Consider the following 16,081-nt stretch of genomic DNA (forward strand, 5'->3'; position numbering starts at 1 on the left):
GTATGGAAAAACCCCTTGACTTTAGGGGTAGGGTTTGCCTTACGAGCCAGGGATCCCCGGTGTACATCAGCGTCATCATCCCCACCTACAACCGCCGTCCCATCTTGCAGAAATGTCTGCAGGCCTTGGCGCAGCAGCAGCCTGGCCCCTACGACGGCTACGAGGTGGTGGTGGTGGACGACGGCTCCACCGATGGCACGCTGGAATGGCTGCAGAGCCAGCCGCCAGATTTGCCGCCGATCAGGCTTTTGTGCCAAGAACACCGCGGCCCTGCTGCCGCCCGCAACCTGGGGTTTCGCCACGCCCAGGGATCCATCATTGTCTTTATCGACAGCGACCTGGTGGTGGTGGAGCACTTTTTGGCCGCTCATGCCCAGATGCTGCGGCGACACGGGGTTACCGGCAATCCCGACTCGCCCCACGAGGCCAAGGTCTTCACCTACGGGCGGGTAATCAACACCTGCAATTTTCGGGATCCCTGCTCCGAGCCCTTCAAGCCCACCGATTTTTCGGCAGCCTTCTTTGCCACCGGCAACGTGGCCATTGCCCGCCATTGGCTGGAGCGGGCTTGTGAAACCCCTGCCGGCCCCTTTGACGAGCGGTTTCACCTCTACGGCTGGGAAGACCTGGAGCTGGGGGTGCGGCTAAAGCGCCTGGGCCTGCGCCTGGTCAAGTGCCCCCAAGCCACCGGCTACCATTGGCATCCGCCCTTCGAGCTGGCGCAAATCCCAGCCCTCATCGAGCGGGAGCGGCAGCGGGGCCGCATGGGCATCCTCTTTTACCAAAAGCACCCCACCTGGGCCGTGCGCCTGATGATCCAACTGACGCCTCTGCATCAATGCCTGTGGGGCCTTCTGTCGCTGGGGGGGTGGCTGAACGAGAAGCGCTTAGAGCCGCTGCTGCGCTGGTTGATCCGGCAGGGCCGCTCGCAGTTGGCCTTGGAGCTGTGTCGGGTTTTCTTCCTCAACTGGTACAACGTCCAGGCGGTTTACGAGAGCTACAGAGCGATGAAAGCCCGAAACACGGGGATCCACCTGTTCTGAGCGCTCACCAGCGTCGGATAGGTCAGCCGACCATAGTCCTTGCCGGGGAGCAAGGGCGTTCCGGGATCCGGGTCGGCAGGGCCAAGGGGTTCCCAAACGGCGCCGGCCCCCTTGACAATGGCCCACACCGCCGCCACATCCCAGATCTTGGGCGAGCGTTCTACCGCCCCCAAAAGGCTGCCGCCGGCCACCGCCAGCAGGTTGTAGGCAGCGCCGCCCAGCATGCGGGCTTTGCAGGGAAATTGCGGGCTAATCCAGTGGCTGCTGCGGGAGCAAAAATTAAACAGTTGGTTGGGTCCGGGTGGGGCGGTGCTGGGGCGAATGGGCTGAGGACGGACGGGATCCCGGTCGTGGCGGATGAGAAAAGCTCCTGCCGGCGCGTCGTCGGGAAACTGAGGCCAGTAGCCGTAGAAAGTCTGGCGGATGGGGGGCAGATGCACACAGCCAAACACAGGCACACCCCAGTGCAACAGCGCCAGCGAGCTGCCCCAGATGGGGATCCCGTGGGCAAAATTGGTGGTGCCATCCAGGGGATCCACCACCCAGCACCACTCTTTCTCCAGGAAAATGTGGTTGGACTCCTCGCTCAGGCAGCCGTGATCCGGGTAGGCCGCGGCAATTGCCTCCTGAAAGGCGCGATCCGCCCATTGGTCAGAAGCGGTCACCAAGCTGCCGTCCGCTTTTTCCGTAGAGGAGGCCTGGCCAAAGTCTGCCAAGAGCTGCGCTCCGACCTTTGCCGTGGCCTGCAGGGCAAACTCGGTAACCTCCAGCCAGAAGGGCGGGAGAGAAGCGGTTTCAGGAGAAGCACCCATGCCCCAATCCTAGCGGGATCCCTGACTTCTGGGGCGAAAAAGGGCGGATCCCTCACCCACAGGTCTTGCGCCCTCAAGCTGACTAGAATCATTTTAGGTAGACCCTCCCCTCGGCTGGCCCTCCTCCTCCATGAACCAGCGCCTAATTGGACAACTGATCGGCAACCGCTACCGACTGACCCACCACATCAGCGAGGGTGGCTACGGCAATGTGTTCGAGGCGGTGGATACCCAGTTGAATGACGAGCCGGTGGCCGTTAAGTTGTTGCGCCCGCCGCCGCCAGACATGGAGCCGGAGTATTACCAGCAACTGCAGCAGCGCTTCCTGGACGAGGCCAGGGTCAGCGCCCTGTTGGGCGAGCACCCCAACATTGTGCAGGTGCGCTCCTACGGTCTGTACCAAAACCAGCCCTACCTGGTGATGGAGTACCTGAAGGCCAAGCCTTACACGGGCCAGGGCTTGGACTATGTGTTGGCACGGGAAGGTCCCCTGCACCCAGAGCGGGTGGTGAACTTGGCTTTGCAAATTTGCTCGGCCCTGCACCACGCCCACAACTTTCACATGGATCTGGGCAAACACTCGATTCGAGGGGTCATCCACCGCGATATCAAGCCCAGCAACATCTTTGTGCAAAAAGGGCCCGATGGCAAAGAACGGGTCAAGCTCCTGGACTTTGGCATTTCCAAACTCATGGGGGAAACCTCTCGTGGCCTGACGCAAACCGGGTATTTTTTGGGCACGATGGTCTATGCCTCGCCGGAGCAGATGCGGGGAGAGAAGCTGGATGGCCGCTCCGACATCTATTCCCTGGGGGTGGTTTTGTACGAGCTGTTAACCGGTGCGTTGCCCTTCGAGCCAGAGACCGACACCCTGCAGGGCTGGTACCACGTCCACAACTTTCAAAAGCCCCGCCCTTTTCAAGACCATCCGCTGCCCCACCCCATCCCTGAGGCCCTAGAAAAGGTGGTGCTGCGTTGCTTGGAGAAAGACCCTGCCCTTCGCCCGGCCACCATGGAGGAGCTGGCCCAGCAGCTCCGAGCCGTCTATGGGGACAAGATCCCGCCTCCCCCTCAAAAGGCTCCTCTGCAGCGGATCCCTGCCGGCTTTGGCCAGCAAGCCACCCAGCAGAGCCGAGCCGCCCCTGTTTCGGAAGCTGAGGAAGAAGAGCTGCAGCGGGCGGTGCGTTTGATCGAGGCAGGCGAATACAAAATGGCTGTCCACCTGCTTAACAAGCTGATCCAGAGTGCCCCCAACGAAGCCCGCTACTACCTATACCGCGGCCTGGCCCACCAGCGGCAGGGCCATTGGGGCCTTGCCCAGATGGACTATCAAGGAGTGCTGCGGCTGGAGCCGGGTAACCCCTCGGCAGAACAGGGGCTGCGCGAGGTCGAACAGCAGGTCGGCCAGGAACAGGTTAGCCCCCACCAGAAGCCCACCCTCCCCACCTCAGGCAAGCCCCGCCAGAGCAAAGGATTGGCCCTGGGCTGGCTCCTGGCCAATTGGGCGGCGGCTGGGATCGGCTATCTGGGGCTGGGGGCGGCAGCTCCCCTGCTGGCTGCTTTGGGTTCGCTCCAAGGAGCGGTGGCCGGGGCCGGCCTGGGCTTGGGGATGGGGCTACTCCAGTGGGCGGTATTGCGGCGGCAGGTCTCTTGGCGGTGGGTGGCGGCCACGCTGCTGGCCACGGCTTTGGGTTGGGTAGCAGCAGATACCCTGGAGGCGGGGATGGCAACCTTCGCTTTCGATCCCAGGGATCCCTGGCTGCAGAACGCCTTGCAGGCGATGGCCAGCCCGCTGCGTGGCTTGCTGGTGGGGCTTGGCGTCGGTGGATTGCAAGGGATCCTCCTGTCCCGGCATGGGAAAGTTGCCTGGGCCTGGGTCTTGGCGGCAGGGGTAGAAGGAGGAGGGGCAGCTCTGCTCATCCATTGGCTGTTGGCCGGCTCTGCCTTGAGCCGTTGGCTGCTGCTCCTTGCCGGGCTGCTGGCTCACACCCGTCCCCTCAGCGCCCTGGTGCTTGCTAACTTAAATTGGCGCCGCATCCCTGCCGTTCAAAATTGCCAACAGGCCAAACAACAGGCCGCCTAACCCCCATCCCACAACCACCTCAGCTTCCCTCAAAACTTGCCTGACGAGGGATCCCGTGCAGCCATTAAGAGCAAGAAGGCCCTCCAGCGAGAGCCTTCTTGAGGATCCTATTGCGCCGTTTTACCGTGGTTTTCGACCTGGAAAAGCCAGTGTAGGACATCGGGGATGACTATCGATAGTTTCCAAATCGAGTTTGGCTTACTGCTCTCACATCCACACCCGTCCTAATTGTCGAAGGGTATCGATCGCAAAAACGTAACGGCAGTCACCAACGCCTCAGAATCCTTAGCCCATCATACCGCATCTGCGGGCCGTGCTTGTCAAGTGCTCATCAGGGCTTTGCCAAGGACGGGATCGGCATTTGCTTGGCTTTGGAGGAGCCCTCTTGTCGTTGGGCTAGGATAGGAGGGCAGACCGACTTTTTGCCGGCCATGCTCGACTCTTTGTTGGATAACATTTACGGCGCTTGGTTTCTGCCGGAGCCCACCTTTCGCTCGCTGCGGCAACAGCCTGTTCTCTGGCAAGCTTTTGGGGTGGTGGCGCTGCTGAACATTCTCGAGGCTGTGCGTCGTTTCGGGGTAAACCTGCCGAGCATGGTGCTGGCGCTGCTGGCAGGCTTCCTGGGATGGGTAAGCCTGGCGGCCCTGCTGCAGGCGCTGGCCTTTTGTTTTGGGCGGGCTGCCCCTTCTTTTGCGTCGCTCCTCTGCCTGACGGGCTTTGCTGGCCTGCCCTGGCTGCTGCTGGGACCTGCCCAATCCTTGGGCGGAGTGGCCGGATCCCTGTTGGGGTTCGTGGCGCTGTTGTGGTTTGTGGTTTGGCAGGTGCGGGCGGCAGCGGTGGCGCTGGATCTGGAGTGGTGGCGCCTGGCGGGTCTGATCCCGTTGGCCTTCCTGGGCGGGCTCCTGTCCTTGAACTGGTTGACCAGCGCCGTTGTGGCTTTGGCTTCTCTGGGCTGAAAGGCAATTGCAAAATTGGGAAGAAGCAGCCCGCCGGGCTAGTTGGGCACTCGCTGCAGGTGCGGTTTTTCCTCCGGCAGGATCGCCCCTTCCACAGGGCAAACCTGAAGACAGATGCCACAGTCAATACAGGTGGCAAAGTCGATCCAGAAGTAGTCGGTGCCTTTGGCATTTTTGCCGTCCCCAGGGTGAATGCAGGCGACGGGGCAGGCCTCCACACAGTCGGCAACGCCTTCACAAATATCGGTGACGATGGTATGAGGCATGGATCCCTCTCCCTCAATCGAGTCAACCTCAACACCTTCCCATCCGCTTGGCCCAGAGTCTGTTGGCCCGTTGGCAGTGGGTGGCAGAGGGCTTTGTCATTTTAGGCGAAAACGGATCCCTCTGAGAGCGACCCCAAGCCCTCACCCCCCGTTCCTCTCCTAGGGAGAGAGGAAATGGGGCAAGGAACCGTTTTGCCGCCGTTGGGAGCAGTAGCTGTGCAACCGATGTCCCATCGCGCCCGGCAGCGGCTGTGGGGAATGCAGATCACTGGCGGCAGAACCTGCAGCTAGGTCTCTCTCAAATCCCGCTCTTGAGATTGCCACCAACGGCTGAGGGGCCAATAGAGAGCGGGGGCCCACAGGCTGCTTAAAATGGCCGACGTGAGGGCATTGCGCTGATGGTTCCACCAGATGCTCTCCAGAGAACGGGGGCCATCGCCGCCAATGGCGCCGGCGGCGGGCGAGGAGTTTGCCAACCCATCCAACCAAGTTGCCATTTCCGCCGGCTCGAGGCCAGCGGATCCCTGAGAGGCCGTCAGCCACATCCATTGCAGCGCCATCAGCGTCTCGGCAATCACCACCATGCCGAAGACGATCAAAGCCACGGAGATGAAGTCCTCTTGCATGTAGCGCTGCTTCTGCAACTTGGCCGTGAGGATCCCGACCACCGCCAACCCCAGGGCATGGGTAGGATAAGGGTTGGTCAGGGCATCCTGCAGAAAACCCAATGTGATCCCGGCAACAGCCCCCTGCCAAGCCTTGCGCCGCACGCTCCAGCACACCACCCAGATCAGGGGCCAATCGGGGGTTAGGCCCGCCAGCTCCAAGCCCGGCCCCCGCCACCAAGGGGCCACCACCGCCAACAGCCCTGACAAGGCGGTGACCAGCCAATTGAGGCGAGACTTAAGGTTGAGCATAGCGGTAAATCAAGGCCCACTCCAAGAGGCCCAGGGGCGCCGACAATTCGACTGTGGCTTGTGGGGCAGGGCTGGCATCCAGGTTGATGGCTCGAACCGTTCCCACCACAACCCCCGCCGGGTAGAAGCTGCTCAGGCCCGAAGTTACCACCACATCCCCCACTTCCACTTTGGGATCCTTATCGAAAAAATCCAAGATGGCGTTCTGGGTGCCGGTGCCCCGCAAGATGCCCATGTGCCGGCTGCGGCTGAGCATCACCCCGACACGGCTGGTGGGATCGCTAATAAGCAGCACGCGGCTGGTGTTGGGGGTTACCGCCTCAACCCGCCCGACCAATCCCCCCGGTGCCATAACCACATCTCCTACCCTGACCCCATGCTGGCTGCCGCGGCTGAGGGTGAGCTGTTGCCACCAGTGATCGGCGCTGCGGCCCACCACCGCCGCCGGGATCCCTGCTTGGGGCATTTGCTCGGTAAATTGCAGCAGGCGCTTCAGCTCGCGGTTTTGGTGCCGCAGCTCGGCCACCAGGGCCTGTAGCTCGCGGGTGGCGGCCTGGCTAAGTACGGCGTCAGGATCCACAGGTGGACGGATGGGTGCGGTGAGCCAACTGTACAGCTCCACCAGCAGGGATCCCTGGGTCTGGCGCAAAGCCCACGCCCCTCCTATCGCCGAAGCAGACAGGAGCAACCCCAAACCATAACGCATCCACCACTGGTGTAGCCGATTCAAGCAATACCTCTCTAACCCACTCGACTCACACCTCGAATCAGGGATTCAGAGGAAACTCCTCTAACCCTTGAAGCTGCCGCTCAACACTCGACCCAAGGTTTTGAAATCCTCCAAAACCCGCCCTGTACCGAGCACCACACAACTGAGGGGATCCGGGGCAATGTGAACCAGGATCCCGGTCTCATGGCTGATCAGGGCGTCTAGCCCCTTGAGCAACGCCCCCCCTCCCGCCAACATAATGCCGCGGTCGATGATGTCTGCCGCCAATTCCGGCGGCGTGCGCTCCAGGGTGCGCTTGATGGCCTCCACAATGACCGAGAGGGGCTCGGCCATGCTCTCACGGATCTCAGTGCTCTTCACCGTCACAGTGCGGGGCAAACCCGAAAGCAAATGCAGCCCCCGCACTTCCATGGTCATCTCCTCTTGAGTTGGGTAGGCAGAGCCGATTTGAATTTTAATCTCTTCGGCAGTGCGCTCCCCGATGGTGAGATTGTGAACTTTTTTCATGTACTGAATGATGGCCTCGCTCAGCTCGTCTCCTGCCACCCGCACCGACTCGCTGAGGACGATCCCTTGCAAGCTGAGGACGGCCACCTCGGTGGTGCCGCCGCCGATGTCGATGATCATGTTCCCGGTGGGCTCTTGCACCGGCAGCCCCGCGCCGATGGCTGCTGCCACCGGCTCATCCACCAAATACACCTCCCGCGAGCCGGCTTGCAGGGCCGCTTCCATCACTGCCCGTCGCTCTACGCCGGTCACCCCACTTGGGATCCCGATGACGATGCGCGGGGCGATCAAGTAACGACCTCCATGCACCCGCTGGATGAAGTGCTTCAGCATCATCTCCGCCGTGTCGAAGTCGGCGATCACCCCATCCCGCAGAGGACGCACAGCCACGATGTTGCCCGGGGTACGGCCCAACATTTTTTTGGCATCTTCCCCCACGGCCAGCGGTTGTTTGGTGTTTTGGTCGATGGCGACGACAGAGGGCTCCTGTAGGACAATGCCGCGGCCAGCCACATAGACTAGGGTGTTGGCCGTGCCCAGATCGATGCCCATGTCACGGGAAAATCGGCTGAATAGCCCCACGGTAGGTTGCTCCAGTTTTTATTCGTGAAGAAAGAGCAGCAAGTCTCGCTACCTACTATAGTCCAATCCTAGGAGAGGCGGGGATCCCTTTCCGAGTGGCGCAGTTAGGGCTGGCTATCAGCGGAAGTTCGGATTAGAATGAGTAGCTTCCTTTTTCCGGTTGCGATGCAGATTGCTGCAGCTTTGCTGAGCTTGGCCACCCCCAATTTGCCCCGTTTGTTGCACTTTTACCAGGCCCTCTTGGGGATCCCGCCCCAAGTCCAGCTCTCCAGGGAGGGAGAGCCAGTGTATGTGGAGTTTCGCCTGCCTGGCCTGCGACTGGGCCTCTACCGCAGTCTCCATCCAGAGTTTGCCGCCCAGGCGGGAGCAGCAAGTCTTTGCCTGCAGGTGCAGGATCTGGCGGCATGCCTGGGATCCCTGGCGGCGGTGTTGGCGGAGCACCAGATCTCCGTTTCGCCGCTGCGGCAGGCCTTTCACGGCCAGGAGGTGGACTTCCGGGATCCCGATGGCAATCGCATTGTGTTGCACCAACCTTCTGCGGCCTTCTGGCAGGCGATGACCTGGGAGGGGACTTGCAACTGAACCAAGACCCCTGAGGCTCAGGGGAGACTCTTTGGAACCTTTTCGAGCAAAAAAAGTTGTGGCAGGTGCTATGTCTCAGCCTGAATTCAAAGGGTCGTAGCCAGTTTGGGGGGACAGGCTTTTTCCCAATTGGGGCAAGAGGCCGGGGTGTTGGGAAAAGTCCCCCATCCCCTGTGGTTGAGAATAGTTAAAACTCGGAGGCTAGGTAGGGATGGCGGTGTCCCCGTTGAGGCTGAGCAGGTCATGAAAAAACCTCTGGGCGTCTGTCCGTGTTTCGACCCCAGAGGCTTCTTCTCTTCACTCCTCACCACCCCTGAGCGTACCCGCCTTCCAAAAGGTTGTCAAGCATTTTCCCAGGGGGGCTAGCGGGTGGGAAACCGCACCAGAGCAGCGCTGCCGTAGAGGATCATCTGGTGAGGCTGTAGGCACACCCGATCTACTCGCAGCTTGCTCCCTTGCAGGGCTAGCCGATCCAAATCCAGGAGCGCATTCAGGTGATCCACCAAGGCTCGGCTCAGGGCCCGCCCCTCCTCCGTGTCGCCCTCAAACAGCGGATCGGCAAGGCAAATGCGGCGACGTTCTAGCACCTCGATGCGAGCGGAAAAGCCCACCTGCAAGGGCTTTTCTCCCCCTGGCTGAACCTCGGCCTGCAATCGCAACCGCTGCTCTGGGGTGAGGTGAACCTCGACCTGATGAAATGAGAGCGGCTTGCCCCCCTGATCCACCTGAGCCAGCTTGTTCAGCACAAAAGGCGTGTTAAAGGATCGCGCCAGATCCGCTTCGCTCAGCACCACCCGCATCCTGGCCTGCACCGGCTGCCGCAGCTTAATCCGACCCTGCCAGATTTGGCTAAAGTCAATGGCTACAGCGTTGCAAAACAGCTCTAAAAGCGAAAGCCGCAGGCCGTTGTACATCTGCAGGTTCTGGCCCACCAGCTCAAAGCTGTCGATGCGTCCTTGCAACAGCTTGGCAATGGGCTCTGCCCGCACGCGCGCCTCCAGCCGCTCTGCCTGCTTGAAGAGAGCGCGAATGGCTGCGCTCACTCCCCGGCTGACCCAGTCAGTAAGCATGGGATGAGGCAAAGAGAGTTCTGGCAGGAGTCCTGTGACCATAGGGCAAGCTAAGAGCGCCTACAGGGATCATAACCAACCATTAAGAAAAGTTACAGCTCCTACCGAGGGAGAGCTGCTCTCTCAAGGGTATGGGCGTCCCTCTTGCATGGCCGAGCGGGCCACGGCTGCGATCCCCTGGTCGGTGGCGCGGGGCAGATGAAAGTACCGTCCGCCCGCCAGTTCCGCCAGCTCGGCGCTGAAACCGGTGGTTACAAAGCGGCTCTGCGAGTCGATGAGAAGCAGCTTCAATCCCAGGGCGCGGATGCGCAGGGCGATCTCCCGCAGCTCCTGCTTCAGGTCGATGGGATCGCTTTCGCTGCGTCCCAGGGAGCGGCTGAGGGGGATGTTGGCCCGGCCATCGGTGAGGGCTACCAGGAGCACCTCTCCCACGTCGCCGCTGGCGCGGGCGTTCACCCCCAGGCGCACCGCTTGGGTGAGGGCATGGGCCAGTGGGGATCCCCCGCCGCAGGGCAGGGATTCCAGGCGGCGGCGGGCCAGCTCGATGGAGCGGGTGGGGGGCAGCAGCACCTCGGCAGCCTCGCCGCGAAAGGCAATCAGGGCAACTTTGTCGCGGTTTTGGTAGGCCTCAGTGAGCAGGCGCAGGGCGGCGCCTTTGGCCGCCTGCATGCGGTTGAGGGCCATGGAGCCGGAGGCGTCTACCACGAAGATCACCAAGGCCCCTGCCTTGCGGGCCAGCTTCTTGGCGCGGATGTCGCCGGGCTCAACAATGACGGCCCGCCCCGGCTGCCGCTGGCGGCGGCTTTTCTGGTAGGGGGCAGCCGCCCGCAGAGTGGCGTCGACGGCGATGCGGGGATTGGCGCCCTGGGGCAGGATGGGCTTGACGTAGCGGCCCCGGTCGGCGCTGAACACCAGGCTTCGGGATCCCGTTTTCCCTTGTTGGTTGAGGGATTGGGCAAAGGCCAAGAGGCGCGGGTCGAGGGCCACTTGTTCGGGATCGAAGAAAAACTCCTGGGGCAGGCTGGGATTTTCCGGCTGGGGCTCCGTCTCTTCTCTGTCTTCCCCCTCCTTGTCGGGCTCTGGCGGCTGGGGATCCGACTGTTGCGATTGGGGTGGCGGCGGGGGTTGGTCGGGATCGTAGCGGGCGCGGGGCAGCAGCACCAGTTGCACTGCCTGTTGCAGATCCTCGGCCACCAGGCGATCCCGTCCCTCCAGGGCGGCCAGGACACAGGCGGCCCGCAGGGCAAACTGCTCCCCTCGATGGCCTTGGACGTTGCCGCGGATGGCCTCTTGCACCAGGTAGAGGATCTGTTCCCGCTTGGGCTTGACCTGGGGCAGCCACTCCCGCGCCAGGAGAATGCGGGTGCGGATTTCCTCCAGTTCCGCCTGGTGCTCGGCCAGGAAGGGCTCGGGAGCATCGACAAATTGCGTTGCCCGTTGGACAATTTCCCTGCGCTCTTCCAGGCTCAGCTCCTGCCCCACCGGCACCACCAGCGCCAGGCGATCCAGCAGGTGGGGGCGCAGGGATCCCTCTTCGGGGTTGTAGGTGGCCACCAAGAGAGGCCGGCAGGGGTGTTGCAGGCTCAGCCCTTCCCGCTCCAGGCGGTTGACCCCATCTCCCACCACCGTCAGCAGCAGGTTGACGATGGCGTCGTCCAAGAGGTGGATGTCATCCAGGTAGAGCACGCCGCGGTGGGCGGCAGCCAAGAGCCCCGGCTGAAAAACCGTTTCCCCCTGCCTCACCGAGGCCTCCACATCCACGGATCCCAAGAGCCGATCCTCGGTCACCCCCAAAGGCACTTGGACAAAGGGAGGGGCTATCACCTGGGTGGGGGGTGTCGTTCCCTGGGGGTAGCGGGCCTTGGCCCAGTCCGACCAGGTCTCGGGCCGCGCCGGGTCGTCGTTGCAATAGGAGCCGGCAATCACCTCGATGGGGGGCAGCAGGGCGTGGATCCCTCGGGCCAAGACCGACTTGGCCGTGCCGCGCGGCCCCACCAGCACCACTCCTCCCAAGCTGGGATCCACCGCCGCCAACAGGAGAGCCAGCTTGGCGGTTTGCTGGCCGACCACGGCGGTAAGAGGGAAAGTGCGGGGAGGGGCTAGAGCTGCCGATCCTGAGGTTGAGGAGTAGAACGTGGCCATCGGCACGATAGGGGCTCGAGGTAGGGAGACATGCACTCAAGTCTATCGCTTGTAGGAGTTTCCCGGAGCCTTGCCAACTGGCTACCGCTAGCCTCTTCCTCGAACGAGGTTGCCAGAGCCACCCCTCAACAAGTAGCAATCATCACATGCTTGGCAATTTGATACTCTCGCACGGCCTCTGCCGAGAGATCTTTGCCAAATCCCGATTGCTTGAAGCCGCCGTGGGGAGCCTCGGAGGCGATGGGGAGATGATCGTTGATCCAGACGGTTCCGAACTCCAGATCGGCGGCCAGTTTCATGGCTCGTCCGAGGTCTTGAGTCCACACAGAAGCCGCCAGCCCGTATAGGACGTCATTGCCCAGGCGTAGCGCTTCCGCTTCTTCGCGGAACGAGCCGAGCGTGAGGACCGGCCCAAAAACCTCACTCTGGACGATCTCCGCTTTTTGATCGACATGGGTAATCACTGTGGGTTCGTAGTAGTAGCCCCGGTCAAACTGAGGAGGGATCCGCCCGCCGGTCAGCACCTTGGCTCCCTCGGCTTTGGCCCGCTCCACAAATCCCCTCACCCGCTCCCGCTGGGCTGCCGAGACCAAGGGCCCCATCTCCACCCCCGCCTCAAAAGGGGATCCCAGCCTTACTTTGCGCATCGCCTCGACGATGGCCTCTTGCATCTGCGCCAGCTTGCTCTCGTGCACATAGAGGCGGGTGGCTGCCGTGCAGTCCTGGCCGCTGTTGAAGGTGGCGGCAAAAGCAGCCTTGGCGGCCACAGTCTCCACGTCGGCATCCTCGAAAACCAAAAACGGGGCTTTGCCTCCCAGCTCCAGATGCACCCGCTTGAGAGTGTCTGCCGCCGTCCGCATCACCTGCTTGCCAGTGGCAGTAGAGCCGGTGAGGCTGACCATGCGTACCTGCGGGTGCTCCACCAGGGCTTGGCCGGTAGCATCGCCTCCGGTAACGATGTTGACCACCCCCGGCGGGATCCCGGCCTCAGCAGTCAGCTCCGCCAGCATCAGGGTAGTCAGAGGGGTGGTGGGAGCGGGCTTGAGCACTACTGTGCAGCCGGCAGCCAGGGCGGGGCCGATCTTCCAGACGGCCATCAGCAGCGGGTAGTTCCAAGGGGTAATTTGCGCGCACACCCCCACTGGCTCCTTGCGAAATAGCGAGGTGTAACCTCTGGCGTATTCTCCGGCGCTCAAACCATGGATGTCGCGGGCGGCAGCGGCAAAGAAACGCAGGTTATCCACCGCAAAGGCCAGATCCCCTCCCAAGCTGACCAGCTCGTAGGGCTTGCCGGTGTTTTCCGACTCCAGACGGGCCAGCTCGGCAGCGCGAGCTTCGATGAGATCCGCCAACTTCCAGAGGGCCAGGGATCGCTCGCCGGGGGTGAGCTTCGACCAACGGCCATCGTAGAAAGCCGTGTGGGCCGCCTGCACCGCCCGATCCACATCGGCAGGGCTGGCGTCCACCACCTCCGCCAATTGCTCGCCCGTAGCCGGGTTCTCGATGACCATCAGGTTTCCCCCTTGGCTGTCAACCCATTGGCCGTCGATCCAGAGTTTGTGGGCCATGGCCTCTTCTCAACTGCTCGCTAGCAACACTTCTCCCCATTGTGCCGAATCTTGTCCAGCTTGGAGGGCGTTGTCGAGGAGAGGGCCAAGCCGCCAGGGATCCCCTCTCTCTGGGGTTTCCGTCTGGTAAGGTCAGAAGGGAGCTTTCTGCACCAGCGAGGTTGGCCTATGTCTCCTGTGCTGTGGCAAGCCATTGGGTACGCCGGCGGGATCTCGCTGGGGATCGTGGGACTGGTTGCCCTTGTCAACTTTCTCTGGCAGCGCCTAGAGCAGCAGGCGGAGAAAGCTACGGCCCAGCCAGCCGAGTCGCCCTCGGCTTCAGAACTTGGCAACACCTCGGAGGGATCCCCCTCAGCATGAGCGACAGGGTTCGCGTTCACGTTTGGGTGCGCGGGCGGGTTCAGGGAGTGGGGTTTCGGGCCTACACCGAAGCCATGGCCCGCAACGCCGGCGTCCACGGCTGGGTGCGCAATCTGCGGGATGGCCGGGTGGAGGCGGTTTTTGAAGGATCCCCGGCGGCGGTGGAGGCGATGTTGCGCTGGTGCCAGCAGGGCAGCCCCGGCTCGCGGGTGGAGGCCGTCGAACACCGCTTCGAGCCACCCGAAGGCCTCTCCACCTTCGAGATCCGCCCCACCGTTTGAGGCAGCAGCTCAGCAGCTAGCGATATCCCACTAGAATGGGAAAACCTACTCTTTCTCGTTTGGCCATGACGGTTGCTGCCCCTGCCAAAGTGGAATACGAAGCTGTGATTGGGCTGGAGGTGCACTGCCAGCTCAGCACCCGCTCCAAGATCTTCTCCAGCAGCGCGACGGCCTTTGGCGCTCCCCCCAACACCCAAATTGACCCTGTCTGCATGGGCCTGCCCGGCACCCTGCCCGTGCTGAACGAGAAGGTGCTGGAATACGCGGTCAAGGCTGGCCTGGCCCTCAATTGCACCATCGCCCCCTACAGCAAGTTCGACCGCAAGCAGTACTTCTACCCCGACCTGCCCAAAAACTACCAAATCTCCCAGTACGACCTGCCCATTGCCACCCACGGCTGGGTCGAGATCCAGCTCAGCGACGGCCGCAGCAAGCGCATCGGCATCACCCGTTTGCACATAGAAGAAGACGCGGGCAAATTGGTGCATGCCGGCAGCGATCGGCTGTCGGGATCCAGCTATTCCCTGGTGGATTTCAACCGGGCAGGAGTTCCCCTCATCGAGATCGTCAGCGAGCCGGATATCCGCACTGGGGAAGAAGCAGCCGAGTATGTACAGGAGCTGCGCCGCATCCTCCGCTACGCCGGGCTGTGCGATGGCAACCTACAGGAGGGATCCCTGCGCTGCGACGTCAACATCTCGGTGCGCCCGCTGGGCTCCCCGACCTTTGGCACGAAGGTGGAAATCAAGAACATGAACTCCTTCAACGCCATCCAGCGGGCCATCGAGTACGAGTTCAACCGCCAAGTTAAGGCCGTGGAAGCAGGCGAGCCCATCGTACAGGAGACCCGCCTCTGGGAAGAAAACAGCCAGCGCACCATCAGCATGCGCAAGAAAGAGGGATCCAGCGACTACCGCTATTTTCCGGAGCCGGATCTGCCGCCCATTCGTGTGACGGAAGCGCAAAAAGCCCGCTGGCAGGCGGAGCTGCCGGAATTGCCCAGTGTGAAGCGGCGGCGCTACCAACAGGTGTACGGCCTCTCGGTGTATGACTCCCGCTACCTCAGCGACGAACGCAACACCGCCGAGTACTTTGAGGCCGTGGTTGCTGCCGGCGCCGACCCGAAGGCAGCCGCCAACTGGATGATGAGCGACATCGCCAGCTACCTCAACACCCACAAGCTGGACTACCCGGACATCGCCTTGAAGCCGGAAACCCTGGCTGAGCTAATCGGCCTCATCGAGCAAGGCACTATTTCCAGCAAAATTGCCAAGGAGATCCTGCCGGAGCTGCTGGAAAAAGGCGGCTCGGCCCGCGCCCTGGTGGAGGCCAAGGGCCTGACCCAGATCTCCGATAGCAGCCTCTTGGAGCCAATGATCGCCGAGGTGCTGGCCGAGAACCCCGAGCAACTGCAGCAGTACCGGGAGGGCAAAACCAAGCTCTTCGGCTACTTTGTCGGGCAACTGATGAAAAAAACCCAAGGACGGGCGGATCCCAAGCTGGCCAACGAGCTGCTCAAGCGGCATCTAGACGGCTAATTCCAGGCTTCGGTGAGGGAATAGCCCAATTCCTGGATCATGCGCCGCAGCAACGGCAAACTCAGCCCAATGACGTTGCCAGGGCACCCCTCGATCCGCTCCACAAACAAGCTGCCGCGGCCGTCAATGGCAAAGCAGCCAGCACAATTGAGCGGCTCGCCGGTGGCCACGTAGGCGCGGATCTCCTCGTCGCTGGGCTTGGCAAAAAACACCCGTGTTACCGCATAGTGGACGAGGCGGCGGTTCTGCCTCGTGTCAATCAAGGCATGGCCCGTGTAGAGCTCTCCCACTTCGCCCCGCATTTGCCGCAGGCGCCGTTCCGCCTCTAGAGCATTGGCCGGCTTGCCCAGGATCTCCCCCCCTAGGTAGAGCACGGAGTCAGCCCCGATCACCAAGACGGGCTCCCGTTGCTGAGCCGCCACCGCTTCGGCTTTGGCCGCAGCCAGCTTCTGCACCAGCTCCACCGGATCCGGGCTCTGGATTTGGCTTTCGTCAAAGTAGCTGGGTTGAACGCGAAAAGGGATCCGGGCAGCTTCTAACAATTGGCGGCGGGCAGGAGATTGCGAAGCCAGGACAATGGGAGGCAACATCGATTCAATGCTCAACTCAAGCCTAGACGTTTGCAGGACTGAAGTTTGCTCTAC

Annotated in this window: 16 protein-coding genes; 7 read left to right on the forward strand and 9 right to left on the reverse strand. The window is 62.2% G+C overall.

The window, feature by feature from the left end:
• The first annotated feature begins 59 nt into the window (after positions 1 to 59).
• A complete protein-coding gene (locus NW855_RS07185; protein ID WP_011429283.1) occupies positions 60 to 1,043 on the forward strand; it encodes a glycosyltransferase family 2 protein in 984 nt (327 codons plus the stop codon).
• Here NW855_RS07185 and NW855_RS07190 read toward each other — a convergent pair.
• Positions 998 to 1,855, reverse strand: coding sequence for an inositol monophosphatase family protein (locus tag NW855_RS07190; protein WP_099812504.1), 858 nt, complete (start codon positions 1,853 to 1,855; stop codon positions 998 to 1,000). The genes NW855_RS07185 and NW855_RS07190 overlap by 46 nt on opposite strands.
• Positions 1,856 to 1,985: 130 nt before the next feature.
• On the opposite strand from NW855_RS07190, the gene NW855_RS07195 reads away from it, so the two are divergent.
• Entirely contained in the window at positions 1,986 to 3,938 is a 1,953-nt protein-coding gene (locus NW855_RS07195) for a serine/threonine-protein kinase (protein ID WP_099812505.1), read from the forward strand.
• Between the two features lie 431 nt (positions 3,939 to 4,369).
• A complete protein-coding gene (locus NW855_RS07200) occupies positions 4,370 to 4,894 on the forward strand; it encodes a YIP1 family protein (RefSeq protein WP_011429280.1) in 525 nt (174 codons plus the stop codon).
• Positions 4,895 to 4,932: 38 nt separating this feature from the next.
• On the opposite strand, the gene NW855_RS07205 is transcribed toward NW855_RS07200, so the two are convergent.
• The 4 genes from NW855_RS07205 to NW855_RS07220 all read right to left on the reverse strand — a co-directional run bounded on the left by NW855_RS07205 (position 4,933) and on the right by NW855_RS07220 (position 7,896).
• Positions 4,933 to 5,160, reverse strand: coding sequence for an indolepyruvate ferredoxin oxidoreductase subunit alpha (locus NW855_RS07205; RefSeq protein ID WP_011429279.1), 228 nt, complete (start codon positions 5,158 to 5,160; stop codon positions 4,933 to 4,935).
• Positions 5,161 to 5,447: 287 nt separating this feature from the next.
• On the reverse strand, positions 5,448 to 6,077 hold the full coding sequence (gene mreD, locus NW855_RS07210) for a rod shape-determining protein MreD (RefSeq protein ID WP_099812506.1): 630 nt from the start codon (positions 6,075 to 6,077) through the stop codon (positions 5,448 to 5,450).
• Complete coding sequence (gene mreC / locus NW855_RS07215) at positions 6,064 to 6,807, reverse strand: rod shape-determining protein MreC (RefSeq protein ID WP_011429277.1); 744 nt, start codon at positions 6,805 to 6,807, stop codon at positions 6,064 to 6,066. Before mreC ends, mreD begins: the two co-directional genes overlap by 14 nt.
• 60 nt (positions 6,808 to 6,867) lie before the next feature.
• Complete coding sequence (locus NW855_RS07220; RefSeq protein WP_011429276.1) at positions 6,868 to 7,896, reverse strand: rod shape-determining protein; 1,029 nt, start codon at positions 7,894 to 7,896, stop codon at positions 6,868 to 6,870.
• A gap of 165 nt (positions 7,897 to 8,061) precedes the next feature.
• Here NW855_RS07220 and NW855_RS07225 point away from each other — a divergent pair, with 165 nt between their 5' ends.
• Entirely contained in the window at positions 8,062 to 8,478 is a 417-nt protein-coding gene (locus tag NW855_RS07225; RefSeq protein WP_071813547.1) for a VOC family protein, read from the forward strand.
• A gap of 362 nt (positions 8,479 to 8,840) precedes the next feature.
• Here the strand turns inward: NW855_RS07225 and NW855_RS07230 are convergent, their stop codons facing one another.
• The 3 genes from NW855_RS07230 to NW855_RS07240 all read right to left on the reverse strand — a co-directional run bounded on the left by NW855_RS07230 (position 8,841) and on the right by NW855_RS07240 (position 13,258).
• Entirely contained in the window at positions 8,841 to 9,590 is a 750-nt protein-coding gene (locus NW855_RS07230; protein ID WP_099812508.1) for a DUF2993 domain-containing protein, read from the reverse strand.
• 81 nt (positions 9,591 to 9,671) lie between these two features.
• Positions 9,672 to 11,690, reverse strand: coding sequence for a magnesium chelatase ATPase subunit D (bchD, locus tag NW855_RS07235; protein WP_414402326.1), 2,019 nt, complete (start codon positions 11,688 to 11,690; stop codon positions 9,672 to 9,674).
• A 125-nt stretch (positions 11,691 to 11,815) separates the two neighbouring features.
• A complete protein-coding gene (locus NW855_RS07240; RefSeq protein ID WP_099812510.1) occupies positions 11,816 to 13,258 on the reverse strand; it encodes a gamma-aminobutyraldehyde dehydrogenase in 1,443 nt (480 codons plus the stop codon).
• A gap of 168 nt (positions 13,259 to 13,426) precedes the next feature.
• Between NW855_RS07240 and NW855_RS07245 the strand changes: the two genes are divergently transcribed.
• From NW855_RS07245 to gatB, 3 genes are all read left to right on the forward strand, one after another.
• On the forward strand, positions 13,427 to 13,618 hold the full coding sequence (locus NW855_RS07245) for a hypothetical protein (protein WP_041438067.1): 192 nt from the start codon (positions 13,427 to 13,429) through the stop codon (positions 13,616 to 13,618).
• Entirely contained in the window at positions 13,615 to 13,899 is a 285-nt protein-coding gene (locus NW855_RS07250; protein ID WP_099812511.1) for an acylphosphatase, read from the forward strand. The genes NW855_RS07245 and NW855_RS07250 overlap by 4 nt, the downstream gene beginning before the upstream one ends.
• 65 nt (positions 13,900 to 13,964) lie before the next feature.
• Complete coding sequence (gatB, locus tag NW855_RS07255) at positions 13,965 to 15,437, forward strand: Asp-tRNA(Asn)/Glu-tRNA(Gln) amidotransferase subunit GatB (RefSeq protein WP_011429268.1); 1,473 nt, start codon at positions 13,965 to 13,967, stop codon at positions 15,435 to 15,437.
• On the opposite strand, the gene NW855_RS07260 is transcribed toward gatB, so the two are convergent.
• Positions 15,434 to 16,027, reverse strand: a complete 594-nt coding sequence (locus NW855_RS07260) for a Maf family protein (protein WP_099834680.1) — start codon at positions 16,025 to 16,027, stop codon at positions 15,434 to 15,436. The genes gatB and NW855_RS07260 overlap by 4 nt on opposite strands.
• Between the last annotated feature and the right edge of the window lie 54 nt (positions 16,028 to 16,081).

It is taken from the genome of Synechococcus sp. RC10B2, assembly GCF_047502635.1.

What these genes read in the sequence shown, in the direction of transcription:
- NW855_RS07190 (WP_099812504.1), bottom strand. Translation starts at nt 1,855, where the DNA reads ATGGGTGCTTCTCCTGAAACCGCTTCTCTCCCGCCCTTCTGGCTGGAG.
- NW855_RS07195 (WP_099812505.1), top strand. Translation starts at nt 1,986, where the DNA reads ATGAACCAGCGCCTAATTGGACAACTGATCGGCAACCGCTACCGACTG.
- NW855_RS07200 (WP_011429280.1), top strand. Translation starts at nt 4,370, where the DNA reads ATGCTCGACTCTTTGTTGGATAACATTTACGGCGCTTGGTTTCTGCCG.
- NW855_RS07205 (WP_011429279.1), bottom strand. Translation starts at nt 5,160, where the DNA reads ATGCCTCATACCATCGTCACCGATATTTGTGAAGGCGTTGCCGACTGT.
- mreD (WP_099812506.1), bottom strand. Translation starts at nt 6,077, where the DNA reads ATGCTCAACCTTAAGTCTCGCCTCAATTGGCTGGTCACCGCCTTGTCA.
- NW855_RS07225 (WP_071813547.1), top strand. Translation starts at nt 8,062, where the DNA reads ATGCAGATTGCTGCAGCTTTGCTGAGCTTGGCCACCCCCAATTTGCCC.
- NW855_RS07230 (WP_099812508.1), bottom strand. Translation starts at nt 9,590, where the DNA reads ATGGTCACAGGACTCCTGCCAGAACTCTCTTTGCCTCATCCCATGCTT.
- bchD (WP_414402326.1), bottom strand. Translation starts at nt 11,690, where the DNA reads ATGGCCACGTTCTACTCCTCAACCTCAGGATCGGCAGCTCTAGCCCCT.
- NW855_RS07240 (WP_099812510.1), bottom strand. Translation starts at nt 13,258, where the DNA reads ATGGCCCACAAACTCTGGATCGACGGCCAATGGGTTGACAGCCAAGGG.
- NW855_RS07245 (WP_041438067.1), top strand. Translation starts at nt 13,427, where the DNA reads ATGTCTCCTGTGCTGTGGCAAGCCATTGGGTACGCCGGCGGGATCTCG.
- NW855_RS07250 (WP_099812511.1), top strand. Translation starts at nt 13,615, where the DNA reads ATGAGCGACAGGGTTCGCGTTCACGTTTGGGTGCGCGGGCGGGTTCAG.
- gatB (WP_011429268.1), top strand. Translation starts at nt 13,965, where the DNA reads ATGACGGTTGCTGCCCCTGCCAAAGTGGAATACGAAGCTGTGATTGGG.
- NW855_RS07260 (WP_099834680.1), bottom strand. Translation starts at nt 16,027, where the DNA reads ATGTTGCCTCCCATTGTCCTGGCTTCGCAATCTCCTGCCCGCCGCCAA.